Below are 13,238 nucleotides of genomic sequence, written 5' to 3'. Positions count from 1 at the left end.
TACCCGCTCATGCAGCTAGGTTCGGTATTGCGCAACTTCACCCAGGCGCCTTGGCCGTTGCTTTTCGCGACGGCCGGGCTCGGTCTGGCCCTTTCGGTTTACAACGCCGGGAACGTTGCGCACCCTACCTTCTGCAGTTCCGTAGAGGGGCTGTCTATCGTCACGCTCTGGCCCACCGTGTTGGAGGCCGAGTTCGCCTTGAATCCACTGAACCGCCTGCTGGCTGACTGGGCGCTGATGCTTGTCGCGATGATGCCGCCCTTGCTGGCAATGCCGCTCATGCATGTCTGGCGCTCCAGCCTGCCACGCAGACGCCTGCGCGCGTCAGTCGGGTTCCTGCTCGGTTACGGCGCGCTATGGATGGCCGCCGGACCGATCCTGACAGTCCTCGCGCTGTTGTTGCAGTTCACCGTCGCAGAGGCTGCGCTTGCCGGTGCACTGCTCATTGCGACGCTGTGGAGTGCCAGCCCGTGGCACCGCGCGGCGCTCAATCGTGGCCACCGGATGCGGCGGATCGGTCTCTTCGGCTGGGCTGCCGACAGGGATTGCCTGATCTTCGGCATGACGCATGGGGGCTGGTGCATTGCTTCGTGTTGGGCCTGGATGCTGGTGCCACTGCTTGGCGGGGCGTGGCACATTCCGATCATGCTGTTTGCAGGTGCAATGATGCTGACTGAACGCCTCACCCCAGCCGATCGGCCGCGCTGGCGTTGGCCGGCGATTTCCCCCCGACTTGACCTCTACACTGTCCTCATTGCGCGAAAGGCGGCGCGCCCGCATGACTAGGCGGGCCTGTCTGGCGATCGGGGTCAGCACGCTGACCCCGACCTCAAACCAGGCGTTGCGCTTCGCGTACCTGGACGGAGCCGTGCTCGCCGCCCGTTCAATTGGCGACTGGGCGCTTGGCTCGGGCTTCGGTGCCAGCAACGTAAGAATCGTCGACGATGGCCTCGCTGGCGACATTCCAGTCACCCGTGAGCGGGTGCAGCAAGCGGTCGATGAACTGTTTCCGAGCGGGGCCGAGGTGGTCGAGCAGTTGATCCTGGCGTTTTGCGGTCATGGCCTCACCAGTGGGGATTTCGGCTCGATCTTGTGGCTGTTCAGCGATTCCCTGCGCTCGAAGTACTGTGTTGGTGCCGACCGGTTCTACGAGGAGTTGTTACTGCACGGCGTCCAGCGCATCACGCTGATTACCGATGCGTGTCGCGAAGCACCGAGGAATATCGAGTTGATGCGCCTTGATGCCGTGCGCGGGATCGTCGTGCAGGGCACGAAAGTTGACAGCCCCAGGTTTGATCACTTGGCCTCCTGCCAGGACGGACAACTCGGCTATATGGTGTCTGATCCGATGTCCGGCGCTCCGGGCAAGTGTGTGTTTTCTGGCGTGATCGCCGACGCGCTCTGGGGCATCGAGCCGGCCGCCATCAGCGATGGTGTGATCACCACGGAGACATTGGGCAGATGCGTGCGGTCGCGCACCACCGAGCGCGCGAAAGAGTATCGCCTGAAGCTCAACCCGCAGTGCCTGGTCGATCCGGAACCGGCCGTGCTCTACAACACCGCAAGCCCCTTGCAGGGCGCTGCCGAGTTGCAGCCCTGGCCGCGTACGGGGAATGCCACCACCCAGGGCGCGGTCGAGGCGGCTGGCGCACCGGGTTCCGCCGAGCAAATTCTTGAGCGGGTGCATACCGACACGGATTTCCGGGAGCAAATTCTCGGCCCCGGTTTTGGCTTCAAGGGGCGTGATCTGGCGGTTCCAGCGGACCATTTCATCACCATCCCCGACGACAGTAAGGAACTACTCCAGGATTTGTTTGAGCTGCGGCACCAGACCGCTCACACGCCTGAAAAAACGCAAAAGGCACAGGCACTGGTTCATCGGCTTGAGGCAGATGCGGCTGCCGATGTCCGCAAGACCGCGGCTGGAGAGGTTCGGCGCAGGCTGGAGCAGGTCAACGATCCAGGCCGGGCGAACGTGATCGTCTGGGGCAATCAAGCGAGGATTTTGTCCCGGGAGCCGATCGAGCGACTCGGCGCAACGCCCGGATTCGAGACGTTCCGCATCAAAGGCGATCCGCAGGGGATACCGGTGTTGGTCGAGTTGGCCGATGGCACATTTACACCGGTCGTTCCGTACGATGACCTGTACGCCGTCGTGGCACCCAGCACCGCCGGCGACGTTTTCCAGGCCTATGGCACGCGCAATGCTCCCGAGAGCTATCAAGGGATGCTCGGTTCAATCGACGATTTCGCCGCCGGCCGGCTTCGAGCCGACAGCATCGACCGGCTCGCCGCAGACCTGCGGAACCAAAAGCATGCTGATCCCATGTTGGGTGTGATTTGCGCCTACCTGTATCGTGCCGTTGCCGACTACGACAGCATCCGTCGCATGGCGTATTTTTATGTTGCCCATAGCCAGCCGGTGCCCTTTGACATCGCGCTACTCGGGGCGATGCAGGTGACCGTCGAGGTGAATGGCGCTCTGCAGTTACACGTGCCGGCCGTCAAGGAGCGCCAACCCCGACCGGATGCACCCGCGCTCCCTGACTACGTCATGCAAGCGACCCCGGCCGTGCAGGCCTGGATCGGTGGGCGATGCCCGTGGCTGGGATTGGGTTGGGACTATGTCAAAGACCCGCGACCGGAATGGGCTGCGCTCGTCGAAGGGCTGGCCGACCATGCCGGGACGGTTCGTCGTAGTGGGTCGACGGTGTTGCCTGATAAGGCTGCGTATGAGCTTGCAGCGGTTTGGAAACTTCAGTTGCGTTGAGCCGAGGGTCGTCTACGTCGCGTTTTTAACTTCGGCTTTTGGGGGAGGGGCTATGAACGTGGCAGGCAGGAGTCGGCTAAAAGTAGCCGGAGAGACTAGTGCCGGAATGAAGTGTTCCATGGAAAAATCACCGGAGAGCTCGTCATGGCAAAGCAGCAAATTCCCGAGGCTCAACTTATTGATGTGATCAACAATGAATTGGTGAGTCGTTGGCCACATAAAGCTCGCACTTGCAGAGTCGAGCGTCTACGAAAAGTCTCTTTTCCTGAACGCAATTGGGAAATTGACACAATGAGCAATGGTGGCCCCGATCTTGACCATGTAGGGGCCTGCGACGAACTTCGCAATGCGGTACTTGAAGAACTTTCTTCCAAATACGACGTGCAATGGCCATAAGCTCCTTTCAGCACTGCAGTCAGTGGCGTAATGCTTCGATGAGCTTCATTTCCTCATGGGCATCGCGCCGCGCACGACGCCGGAAATACCTCGCTATGGCACAGGGCAAAGTCCTCTGTCCATAAGCGAACCTTGCTTCGACGTAGTCGCGGAAAAGCCTGTCGACTCGACTGCGCTCCACACGATTGATCAACGCAATGGGGTGCGGGCGCATCTGGAATGGATCAAATCTAAACCTCATGGTTGCGGTCCTCGCATGACAGCACAGCCAGCTTGAAATGGTCCTTCGTGTCCTTCGACAGAGTAAATCCGTAGTCTCCGTTCTAATCCAACTTTAGCATTCCAGCCTAACAAGTGGTTCAAGCCGCTCGCTTTGCCCTCTCGGGACGTCATGAATGTCTGCAAAGGGTTCTGTTGAAAAAGTCGGCTTTGGTAGTCATGGCAGAAAAGTACGCGTCTGAGATTGAAGTCCGTGTTTTGCGCAGAAGAGATTGGACTCAGATTTGACGTAGCAGCGTGCAAAAGAGGTGTTTTCACCCATCAATATTCGAGCGTTTTGGGCGAACCGACTTTTTCAACAGAATCGGCCAAAAGCGTCCAGTCAAATGTACCCGGGGAATCTGGATTCATAGCCGCGAACCAGCTTCGGCTTGAATAAATGGCCAGGCCGCTCCCTCGCGCTACGTGCCATCGGAATGAATACATCAATCAAATATGTAAATTCCGATGGCGCTTAAGCCACATAGATCAGCTCTCAGCGGAAATGGTTGAGTCCTGACCGGCTTCAGCCGCCAGCTTCAATCGGTCCGCTTTGCTAATGTATTTAGTCTTGCTTTTCGGTGCCAATTTGGCGCTGGCCTTTTTGGCATTAGCCTTTAATAACTGATTTATTTTTTTACGACGATTCATATTTTCTGCTCGGTTTGTCAGTGCTTGAATGATACCAGCTTAAAATTCCAGGTAAAAAATGATACCGGTTGCGGTGACCTGCGGATCCCGGCAGTGGCCGTAGCAGCGGGAACTTCAGGGTACTGGCCCGGTCAATGAGGGCCCTGTATCGCAGATGCCGAGCAGCGCTGGTGGCCTGTTTTACGACAGTGCCGTCCGAGATCAGCCGAGTCCACCCCTGATGCCAACCAAGATTTTTCTGCCGGGTCTTATCCTGGCGTTCTGCGCCGTCGCGTCGCTTTGTTCGGTTGCTGCCGAGCGAAGGGCGTCCTCGCAAAGTAACAGCGCATCAACCACCCTGATCGAAACCGCTTCGCGGCAGTATGGAGATGGCCAGTTGGACCAAGCCGCTGCCACGCTGGAGCGCGCCCTGCATATTCAGCCGAACAATCCCGCGACGCTGCATTACCTCGGTGTGTTGCGTCTTCAGCAGGGGCAGTACGAGCAGGCTGAAACGTTGGCGGTGCGCTCGAACATGAGGGTTGGTAGCAACCTACAGTTACGCAACCGCAACTTCCAATTGATCCAGGCGGCGCAGCAGGCCAAGGCTTCGAGTACCTCACCCAACACCAAAGAGGACCAGGTCGCAGTACAGAAGGGGCTCGAAGAGGAGGCCCAAAGGCTCCGCGAAGCAGAAATGGCCGCAACCACTCCGGACTCCGGGCGCGACGCTGGCAACTTCGCTCGCGCAATGCCCGAAGGAGAATTGCAAGTGGCTTCCGCCGAGCCAACGCCCACGTACGACGAAGTTGAGATTCCCCGCGGTCATTGGCCGCCTCCGGGTAAATGCCGAATCTGGTTTCCTGATCGCCCGCCCGGGCATCAGCCCCCGCCCGGCAAATGCAAGAAGCTGCGGCATCGGGTTCCGTTGGGAGCCTACCTGGTGCGCGGTTGAGTTTCTGAGTGGTCTTCTGGGGGGCGGCGACGGTCCAGCTTCGACCGTCGCATTGAATGGTCAGACTTCCGTCTGTTCCGCCACGTTTTCAGCCTGATATCTACAACCTGATGGGCGATCACTGCTATTTCAGGCCGGTTTGAGACCTGGTGTCGCAGGTTGGCGGAGCATCGCCCGTGTTGCAGGCGGATTAATCTCGTGGCTTCGCACTAGCGACGATAGTAGCGGTGATCGTCCTCGTAACGGTGCCGCATGGGCCGATCCTCGTGGCGTTCCCAATAACGATGGCGTTCAGCTTCTCGACGGGCCTGCTCTCTACGCCACTGTTCTCTACGCCAGTCGTCTCGGCGCCAATCGTCTCTACGATCGTGCCAACGGTCGTCATGCCAGTATCGGTCGTCATGGGCCAGCAATGGACCTGGCTGTTTGCCAGCCATACTGGCCAACGTTGGCCAAGGGTTGCCGGCGGCTTCGACCGGAGCCTGAACGGTTGTGACTTCAGTTGCGAAAGCAGGGGTTGAGGTCTTCATTTGTGTTGCTGATGCCGAGCCCACTGTCGCGAGCGCGAACAGGCCGAAGAGCACCATCCGTGGGTCATGGAATTTCATGAGCAAAGACAACCTCTGATTGACAATGGACGTGTGGCCATCTGAGTGCGGGAAGCCTGCGAGGTCGCGCTTACCGAGGATGTGCCTGTCCACATAGACCGATAAATAGAGAAAAGTTCTAGGACACCGCTGCTTAAATAACCGACGACCGTAAACCCAAGACCTCAAAATAATTCTTAAGCCCTGCGCGTGGAGCAGTACTCCACAATGAGCTGAGTGACCGCTGCCACAATCGCCTGATCCGCTTCAGGAGCGCTGAACAACCGAAACTGCGCATCCGGCAAATCCGGCAATCCTTGTTCTACGCCAAGAACCGCCAGTCCTTGCCCCAACTGACTGACTGGCATGGGTGCTACCGCGAAGCCAGCCAGTGCCGCCGCTCGCAATCCGGCCGTGCTGCTGCACAACATCGCCGTTCGTTGGGCGATCCCTGCCCGAGCCAGCCGTGTCAGCGCTATCTCGCGATAAGGGCATGGCTCGGGGAACAGGGCCAGCGGCAACGGCGTCGGTAACGGGGTGACGGGCTGCGCCGACCAGGCCCACACCAGTGGTTCTTGCCACAGCAGCAGCCCCGCGTCGCTGGTTTCGCACAGAGAACCGATGACCAACTCCAGATGCCCTTGCTTCATCAAGGCCAGCAACATGCCCGGAATGCCCACCTGCACGTCGATCTCCATCCCAGGGTACTGCGCCGCGAAATCCTGAAAAGTGCGCATTAATCTCGATTCGACGAAGTCTTCGGATACCCCGATCCGCAGTCGCCCGTGAAACGGCGTGCGTGTCAGTTCTGCCCAGGCATCACGGTTCAGCGCGAGGATCGTGCGCGCATAAGCGACCAGACGCTCGCCATCGGGCGTCAGTTGCTGGGAACGGGTGGTACGCCTCAACAGGGGTTTACCAATCTGTTCTTCCAGTCGCCGCACATGGCCACTGACCGCAGACTGGGTCAGGTGCAGTTTCTCGGCTGCACGGCTGAAGCCTTCTTCATCGACGACCGTGACAAATGTCTTGAGCAGCAAAGTATCGAACATAGTTTGATCTGTGATTAATGGCTTATTTATTTGTGATTTATATTCCAAATAAAACTATGTTGCAATGTTTGCCGCCCCCCAATCTCCCACCACCCGAGGCGTGCCATGACTACTCTTCTGCATATCGAATGTTCCCCGCGCAAACAGCGCTCAGCCTCCCTTGAAGTCGCCCGCAGCTTCATTGCGCGCTATCAGGAAAACACCCCGGACACCGAAATCATCACCCTCGACCTTTGGAACATGGCGTTGCCGGAATTCAATGATCTGGCCATGGAGGCCAAATACGCCGGACTCAATGGCACTCCCTTGACCCCGGTACAACAAGACGCCTGGAATACGCTGAAAGATCTGGCCGCTCACCTGCACAGCGCAGATGTGCTGGTGATGTCCGTACCGCTGTGGAATTTCAGCATCCCGTACAAACTCAAGCATTTCATCGACCTGGTGTCGCAGAAAGACATCCTGTTCAGCTTCGACCCGGAGCGCGGTCTGGAAGGCATGCTGCACAACAAAACCGCCGTGGTGATGTACGCCCGTGGCCTGGATTTTTCGGCGCAGTCGATCACGCCGGCAGAGCGCTTCGACTTTCAGAAGCCCTACGTGGAAGCCTGGCTGCAATTTATCGGCGTGACGGATGTGCACTCGGTGATTGTAGAGAAAACCATCCAGGGGGAAGACGTTGACCTCAGTGCGCGTGAAGCCGCGACTCGGCAGGCCAGGAGATTGGCAGATAGTCTGGGTCGCTGAGCCTTCAGGTGCTGGTTCAAAAGGACGGCTTTCCAAACGCCAAAATAGAAGTTAGCGTAATAAATACTACAAAATAAATAGCTGACACTACATGGAAAATTGGCTGGCACTGATTCTTGGTTTACCCACCGCGAACGCCACCGAGCGCATGCGAGCCTGGCGTGCTCTGAAAGCTTCAGGTGCGGCGGTTCTGCGCGATGGTGCCTATCTATTGCCTGATACCGGTGTCTGTCGCGAAGCTCTGGCGTCTGTCGAGCGCGACATCCTGGCCATCAATGGCACCGCTTACATCCTGCCCGTCGTCGATCAGGAGGGTCAGCGCTTTGTCGAGTTGTTCGACCGTAGTGATGACTACAGCAAGCTACGTGCAGAGATCGAAGAATGCCGCGGGCAGCTCCATCCTGAAAACGCATCGGCCACCGCCAAACACATTCGCAAACTGCGCAAGACCTACGATCAGCTGACCCACATCGATTACTTCCCAGGTAAGCCGAAGCAGCAGATAGACGCCGCTTTGCAGGAGCTTGAGACGGCCGTCAGCAGAGCGTTGTCTGCCGATGAACCCCGTAGCCGCGACCAGCCGGTAACGGCACTCAACCGTGGCGACTATCAAGGTCGTGTCTGGGCAACCCGCAAGCGTCCCTGGGTTGACCGCCTGGCATGTGCCTGGATGATTCGGCGCTTCATCGATCCCCACGCTCGGATTCTCTGGCTGGACAGCCCGCAGGACTGTCCGGCCGATTCGCTGGGTTTTGACTTCGATGAGGCGACTTTCAGTCATGTCGGCAACCGTGTGACCTTCGAAACCTTGCAAGCCAGCTTTGAACTTAAAGAGCCCGGCCTGAACCGCATCGCGGCGTTAGTGCATTACCTTGATGTCGGCGGGATTCAGCCAGTGGAGGCTGCCGGCATCGAGCGAGTACTGGCAGGTCTACGCGAAACGATTAGCCACGACGACCATTTGCTGGCTGCTGCGAGCGCCATTTTCGATGGCCTGCTTGCCGAGTTTGTGAAAGAGGAACAACCCAATGAGTAAGGTGTTGGCATCAGCGGTTGAAGAGGATCTACCGAGGCCGGAGGCAATCAGTTTGCGTGAGGCATTCTGGTTCTGGCTGAAGCTTGGCTTTATCAGTTTCGGTGGGCCGGCAGGGCAGATTTCGATCATGCACCAGGAGCTGGTAGAACGGCGGCGGTGGATCTCGGAACGACGCTTTCTCCATGCGCTCAACTACTGCATGTTGCTGCCTGGGCCAGAGGCTCAGCAACTGGCGACCTACATCGGTTGGTTGATGCATCGCACCTGGGGAGGCGTGATTGCCGGGGTGCTGTTTGTGCTGCCCTCACTGTTCATCCTGATTGCTTTGTCGTGGATGTACATCGCCTTTGGCGAAGTACCGGTGGTGGCCGGACTCTTCTATGGGATCAAGCCTGCTGTGACAGCCATTGTGGTGCAGGCGGCGCATCGGATCGGCTCTCGGGCATTGAAGAATAATTGGCTGTGGGCGCTAGCGGCGGCGTCGTTTACCGCGATTTTCGCGTTCAATATTCCCTTCCCGCTGATCGTGTTGGGGGCGGCATTAATCGGTTACTTCGGTGGTCGCCTGGCTCCGGAAAAGTTCAGAACCGGCGGCCATAGCGCCGCCAAAAAGTCCTTCGGCCTGACCTTGATCGATGACGACACCCCGCCTCCGGAGCATGCCCGTTTCAGTTGGTTGAAACTGACGTCGCTCGCACTGATCGGCGCCGCGTTATGGGCATTGCCGATGGGACTCCTGACCGCACTCTTTGGCTGGGAAGGTACCTTGACCCAGATGGGCTGGTTCTTTACCAAGGCCGCGTTGCTCACCTTTGGCGGGGCCTACGCTGTGCTCCCGTATGTCTACCAGGGCGCGGTCGGTCACTATGGTTGGTTGACGCCGACTCAGATGATCGATGGCTTGGCGCTGGGGGAGACCACGCCAGGGCCACTGATCATGGTGGTGGCCTTCGTGGGGTTCATAGGTGCTTATGTTTTGCAGGTTTTCGGTGCCGATCATGTGTTTCTGGCTGGGGCTGTCGCCGCCGCCCTGGTGACATGGTTCACCTTCCTGCCCTCGTTCCTGTTCATCCTTGCAGGTGGACCGCTGGTGGAATCGACCCACAACGAACTCAAGTTCACTGCACCACTGACTGCCATTACAGCGGCGGTGGTCGGCGTGATTCTTAATCTGGCGTGTTTCTTCGGTTATCACGTGCTGTGGCCGAAGGGCTTCAGCGGCAACCTTGATTGGCCCTCTGCATTCATCGCCATTGCAGCGGCAATCGCTCTGTTGCGCTTCAAGCGTGGCGTCATTCAGGTGCTGATGGCCTGTGCGCTCGCCGGCTTGGCCGTGCATCTGCTGCGCTAGAGAGCACGAATTGATTAACGATCTCTGGCGGGCATTGGGCCTGCCAGATCACCCAGCCTGCTGAGCCAGGCAGGAGGTGTCCCATGAGGTGGATTACCCGTGAACGACCGAAGATCGACCGCATTGCCTGTCCCTGGCTGATCACTCGCTTTATCGATCCACAGGCCGAGTTTTTATACGTTGGTGCAAGGAATGCCAAGGTGAATCACATAACTGGCCTTCGCAGATGTGAAGAGGCCCGTTTGCGCAGAAGCCCAGATCGGCATCGACGCCGATGTGCGCTTTCATCCCGAAGAAATATTGGTTTCCTTTCTTCGTCTGATGCATTTCGGGATCTCGTTTGCCGTCCTTGTTCTTGGTCGAACTCGGTGCATGAATGATCGTCGCATCGACCACCGTGCCTTGGCGCAGCATCAAACCACGATCCCCCAGATAGCCATTGATGACCTGCAAAAACCCGCCCGCCAACTCATGTTTTTCCAGCAAACGCCGGAAGTTGAGGATCGTCGTTTCATCGGGAATCCGATCCAGATTCAATCCCGCGAACTGGCGCAGAATCGTCGTTTCATACAGTGATTCTTCCATCGCCGGATCGCTGTAGCCGAACCAGTTCTGCATCAGATGAACCCGCAACATGGCCATCAACGGATACGCCGGACGGCCGCCTTCGCCCTTCGGATAGCGTGGCTCGATCAAGGCAATCAGGCCCTTCCAGGGCACCGCCTGATCCATCTCGATCAGGAAGCGCTCGCGGCAGGTCTGCTTACGTTTGCCGGCGTACTCGGCATCGGCGAAGGACATCTGTTTCATCGGGGCTCAACCGTTCGATTCGTGGGAGAAGGGGTATTTCACCAGAGATGAAAGTCTTTTTCAGAGTGGGGCCAGCTGCTGCCACCTGCTCACCCGGGAGAGTTGTGCGGTGTTGGAGGTCATTCAGTGGCGGACAGGGCAAGGGCAATAACCGCTCAAGATTCCTACGGTCTTGTTCATTGATCGAATACAGACCAGCGGCCCGACCGACGTCAGGGTGATTAACGTCGGGCGGCCGCAGGCCAAGACTGAAGCGGCTGTTAAACCTTGAAACGCGCAACCAAGCGATTCAGCTCAGTCGCCAGATTGGCCATCTCACCGCATGCACTGGCGGTCTGGCTGGCGCCCGCCGAGCTCTGGATGGACAGCTCGCGAATGCTGGTCAGGTTCTGGTCGGCCTCACGGGCCACTTGGGCCTGCTCTTCAGAGGCGGTGGCGATCAGCAGGTTGCGCTCGTTGATCTGGGTAATGGCCTGAGCGATCTGCTTGAGCGAAACATCCGCATTCTGCGCCACTGAGATCGAGTTGTTGGCCATCTCCGTACTGATGTTCATCGCGCTCACCGCTTGGGTCGAGTCCGCCTGAATCGCCGTGATCATCTGCTCGATTTCCTGGGTCGACTGCTGGGTTCGGTGGGCCAGTGCCCGTACTTCATCGGCCACCACCGCGAACCCGCGTCCTTGTTCGCCGGCGCGCGCGGCTTCGATGGCCGCGTTCAGTGCCAGCAGGTTGGTTTGCTCGGCAATGGCCCGAATCACTTCAACCACTTTGCTGATGTCCTGCGCCCTGCTGGACAAGGCCTTGACCTGCTCACCGGTGCTGGACACGTTGCCGGCCAGGCCTTCGATGGCTTTCAAGGTCTGCGCCACGTTCTCGATACCGGAGCGGGTGAACTCCATGGACTCGCGGGAAGATTGCGCGGCGGCTTCGGCATTGCGTGCGACCTCGTCCACTGCGGCGCTCATTTCAGTCACCGCCGTGGCCGCCTGATTGACCTCGTCGTTCTGCCGCACCAGCCCGCGACTGGCGTCTTCCGTCACCGCCATCATTTCTTCCGAGGCCGAAGCCAGTTGGGTAGAGGAGTCGGCGATGTGGGCGATGGTTTCCCGTAGATTCGCCTGCATCTTCGACAGTGCTGCCAACAGGCGACCGGCTTCATCGCGGCCACTGGCCCCAATGTCCCTGGACAAGTCACTGCCGGCGATGCGTTCAGCCACTGCCAGAGCATCACTGATCGGCGAAGTGATGCTGCGGGTCAGCACGGTGGCCAGCACGATGGTGAGCAGCACGGTAGCCGCCAGCAGGGCAATCACCAGCGTCACGCCACTGCCGTAGACAGACGAGGCATTGATACCCGCACGCTTGGCCCCCTCGTCGTTGAAGTCCGAGAGTTTGTCCATCTTATCCTGCAGGGAGTTGGTCATAGGGGCGATGCGGGTATTGATCAAAGCGATTGCAGCGGCATTATCACCGCTTCGCAGCAGCGGCTCCAACCCATCCAGCAGTTTGAAGTACTCCTGCGCATCGGTTGCGACCGCCTGGTACAGCTCCCGCTCCGCCGGCCCCGAGATCAAAGGAACATAATTGGTGAGGGTGCTCTGGAGAGCGTTTCGATAGCCGCTCAAGGCAGCGATTTGGGTTTGCCGTTTCTGCTCTTCGGTTGTCACAGTAGTGCGGATGCTTTCCAAGCGCAGACGCAAGGTACCCGCCTTCATCTTACCGATCTCACGAACACTCGCCATCCAATTGTTTTCTACATCTTGTTCGGACTCTCGGAGCTTGCCCATTTGCAGCACAGCGACAATGCCCAGTGCAAAAACCACCAGGATAATGAGTGAGAAAAATACCGCAGCCCTTGGAGCGAGGTTCATTGTCCTGACGTTCATTTTTACTCTCTTATAAAGACTATCGGTACTTCGTAGCTGTCATTCCACGCTATCGACTGAAAGTCATAGAACTATAGCCATTGATCACGCCCAGAATCTCTGCCGCCAGCTCGTGCTTTTCCAGCAGGCGACGGAAGTTGAGGATGGTGGTTTCGTCGGGAACACGCTCCAGGCTCACCCCAGCAAACTGGTGCAGAATAGTAGTCTCGTACAGTGCCTCTTCCATCGTTGGATCGCTGTAGCCGAACCAGTTTTGCATCAGGTGGACACATAGCATCGCCATCAACGGATACGCCGGACGGCCACCTTCGCCCTTCGGATAGTGTGGCTCGATCAAAGCAATCAGGCCCTTCCAGGGCACCACCTGATCCATCTCGATCAGGAACTACTCTTTACGGGTCTGCTTGCGTTTGCCAGCGTACTCGGCATCGGCGAAAGTCATTTGCTTCATCGGAAAACTCGGCGGGTGGAGTCTGTGTTTTGCCAAAATCAGGAAGTCTTCTTCGGAGTTCTCTTAAGTGAACAGCTGGCCACTATAAGGGGCTGTCCGACGGCCATAAAAGATCAAAAAAACCTCTGTTGCTGCACTTGTGGAATAAGTTCAAAGCCCAAACCAGAGCGGTTTCAACATCAAATCCTGCTGCTCGGCCATCATCTTGTCGTCCCTTTGCCAGTCCTTAGAATCCGCCCCATCAGCTTCGTCCAACTATCGAATCGTTTAGGGAGTTAGACCATGATGAACGCCATGCAGATGCCAATG

11 protein-coding genes and 3 pseudogenes are annotated in these 13,238 nt (G+C 58.0%); 8 read left to right on the top strand and 6 right to left on the bottom strand.

Translation table 11 applies throughout. The annotated features are described in order from the left end of the window. Positions 1 to 9: 9 nt before the first annotated feature. The 3 genes from LOY38_RS16795 (at position 10) to LOY38_RS16785 (ending at position 3,166) form a co-directional block, all read left to right on the top strand. Positions 10 to 786 carry a DUF2182 domain-containing protein gene (locus tag LOY38_RS16795; RefSeq protein ID WP_258696201.1) on the top strand — a complete coding sequence of 259 codons (777 nt, stop codon included), beginning with the start codon at positions 10 to 12 and terminating at the stop codon, positions 784 to 786. Next, the gene (locus LOY38_RS16790) at positions 779 to 2,770 is read left to right on the top strand and encodes a hypothetical protein (RefSeq protein WP_258696200.1); all 1,992 of its coding nucleotides are present in this window, start codon (positions 779 to 781) and stop codon (positions 2,768 to 2,770) included. Before LOY38_RS16795 ends, LOY38_RS16790 begins: the two co-directional genes overlap by 8 nt. Before the next feature lie 144 nt (positions 2,771 to 2,914). Further along, complete coding sequence (locus LOY38_RS16785) at positions 2,915 to 3,166, top strand: hypothetical protein (protein WP_258696199.1); 252 nt, start codon at positions 2,915 to 2,917, stop codon at positions 3,164 to 3,166. A gap of 747 nt (positions 3,167 to 3,913) precedes the next feature. On the opposite strand, the gene LOY38_RS16780 is transcribed toward LOY38_RS16785, so the two are convergent. Further along, a complete protein-coding gene (locus LOY38_RS16780; protein ID WP_258696198.1) occupies positions 3,914 to 4,075 on the bottom strand; it encodes a DUF2986 domain-containing protein in 162 nt (53 codons plus the stop codon). A gap of 220 nt (positions 4,076 to 4,295) precedes the next feature. On the opposite strand from LOY38_RS16780, the gene LOY38_RS16775 reads away from it, so the two are divergent. Then, the gene (locus LOY38_RS16775; protein WP_258696197.1) at positions 4,296 to 5,009 is read left to right on the top strand and encodes a tetratricopeptide repeat protein; all 714 of its coding nucleotides are present in this window, start codon (positions 4,296 to 4,298) and stop codon (positions 5,007 to 5,009) included. Positions 5,010 to 5,218: 209 nt separating this feature from the next. On the opposite strand, the gene LOY38_RS16770 is transcribed toward LOY38_RS16775, so the two are convergent. Both LOY38_RS16770 and LOY38_RS16765 read right to left on the bottom strand, forming a co-directional pair. Then, complete coding sequence (locus tag LOY38_RS16770; protein ID WP_258696196.1) at positions 5,219 to 5,617, bottom strand: hypothetical protein; 399 nt, start codon at positions 5,615 to 5,617, stop codon at positions 5,219 to 5,221. A gap of 176 nt (positions 5,618 to 5,793) precedes the next feature. After that, positions 5,794 to 6,648, bottom strand: a complete 855-nt coding sequence (locus tag LOY38_RS16765; protein WP_258696195.1) for a LysR substrate-binding domain-containing protein — start codon at positions 6,646 to 6,648, stop codon at positions 5,794 to 5,796. A 105-nt stretch (positions 6,649 to 6,753) separates the two neighbouring features. Between LOY38_RS16765 and LOY38_RS16760 the strand changes: the two genes are divergently transcribed. From LOY38_RS16760 to LOY38_RS30205, 4 genes and pseudogenes are all read left to right on the top strand, one after another. Continuing rightward, entirely contained in the window at positions 6,754 to 7,395 is a 642-nt protein-coding gene (locus LOY38_RS16760; protein ID WP_258696194.1) for an FMN-dependent NADH-azoreductase, read from the top strand. A 91-nt stretch (positions 7,396 to 7,486) separates the two neighbouring features. Then, a complete protein-coding gene (locus tag LOY38_RS16755; RefSeq protein ID WP_258696193.1) occupies positions 7,487 to 8,431 on the top strand; it encodes a chromate resistance protein in 945 nt (314 codons plus the stop codon). Beyond that, entirely contained in the window at positions 8,424 to 9,782 is a 1,359-nt protein-coding gene (gene chrA / locus LOY38_RS16750) for a chromate efflux transporter (protein WP_258696192.1), read from the top strand. Before LOY38_RS16755 ends, chrA begins: the two co-directional genes overlap by 8 nt. 83 nt (positions 9,783 to 9,865) lie before the next feature. Continuing rightward, positions 9,866 to 9,964, top strand: a pseudogene (locus tag LOY38_RS30205) (chromate resistance protein ChrB domain-containing protein); the annotation flags it as partial. A gap of 70 nt (positions 9,965 to 10,034) precedes the next feature. On the opposite strand, the pseudogene LOY38_RS16740 reads toward LOY38_RS30205, so the two are convergent. The 3 genes and pseudogenes from LOY38_RS16740 to LOY38_RS16730 all read right to left on the bottom strand — a co-directional run. Then, positions 10,035 to 10,592: pseudogene (locus tag LOY38_RS16740) on the bottom strand (IS5 family transposase); the annotation flags it as partial. Between the two features lie 260 nt (positions 10,593 to 10,852). Then, positions 10,853 to 12,478 carry a methyl-accepting chemotaxis protein gene (locus LOY38_RS16735; protein WP_258696190.1) on the bottom strand — a complete coding sequence of 542 codons (1,626 nt, stop codon included), beginning with the start codon at positions 12,476 to 12,478 and terminating at the stop codon, positions 10,853 to 10,855. Positions 12,479 to 12,551: 73 nt separating this feature from the next. Then, positions 12,552 to 12,860 (bottom strand): annotated as a pseudogene (locus LOY38_RS16730) (transposase); the annotation flags it as partial. Positions 12,861 to 13,238 lie beyond the last annotated feature (378 nt).

Source organism: Pseudomonas sp. B21-015 (assembly GCF_024749285.1).
In the GTDB taxonomy this organism is placed as follows: Bacteria; Pseudomonadota; Gammaproteobacteria; order Pseudomonadales; family Pseudomonadaceae; genus Aquipseudomonas.
Note: the sequence above shows the minus strand (reverse complement) of the source record. Positions and strands in the feature narration are given on the sequence as shown.

Bases quoted from the DNA above. Each gene is read 5' to 3' on its own strand.
- LOY38_RS16795 (WP_258696201.1), top strand. From the start codon at position 10: ATGCAGCTAGGTTCGGTATTGCGCAACTTCACCCAGGCGCCTTGGCCG.
- LOY38_RS16735 (WP_258696190.1), bottom strand. From the start codon at position 12,478: ATGAACGTCAGGACAATGAACCTCGCTCCAAGGGCTGCGGTATTTTTC.
- LOY38_RS16765 (WP_258696195.1), bottom strand. From the start codon at position 6,648: ATGTTCGATACTTTGCTGCTCAAGACATTTGTCACGGTCGTCGATGAA.
- LOY38_RS16780 (WP_258696198.1), bottom strand. From the start codon at position 4,075: ATGAATCGTCGTAAAAAAATAAATCAGTTATTAAAGGCTAATGCCAAA.
- LOY38_RS16785 (WP_258696199.1), top strand. From the start codon at position 2,915: ATGGCAAAGCAGCAAATTCCCGAGGCTCAACTTATTGATGTGATCAAC.
- chrA (WP_258696192.1), top strand. From the start codon at position 8,424: ATGAGTAAGGTGTTGGCATCAGCGGTTGAAGAGGATCTACCGAGGCCG.
- LOY38_RS16770 (WP_258696196.1), bottom strand. From the start codon at position 5,617: ATGAAATTCCATGACCCACGGATGGTGCTCTTCGGCCTGTTCGCGCTC.
- LOY38_RS16775 (WP_258696197.1), top strand. From the start codon at position 4,296: ATGCCAACCAAGATTTTTCTGCCGGGTCTTATCCTGGCGTTCTGCGCC.
- LOY38_RS16755 (WP_258696193.1), top strand. From the start codon at position 7,487: ATGGAAAATTGGCTGGCACTGATTCTTGGTTTACCCACCGCGAACGCC.
- LOY38_RS16760 (WP_258696194.1), top strand. From the start codon at position 6,754: ATGACTACTCTTCTGCATATCGAATGTTCCCCGCGCAAACAGCGCTCA.
- LOY38_RS16790 (WP_258696200.1), top strand. From the start codon at position 779: ATGACTAGGCGGGCCTGTCTGGCGATCGGGGTCAGCACGCTGACCCCG.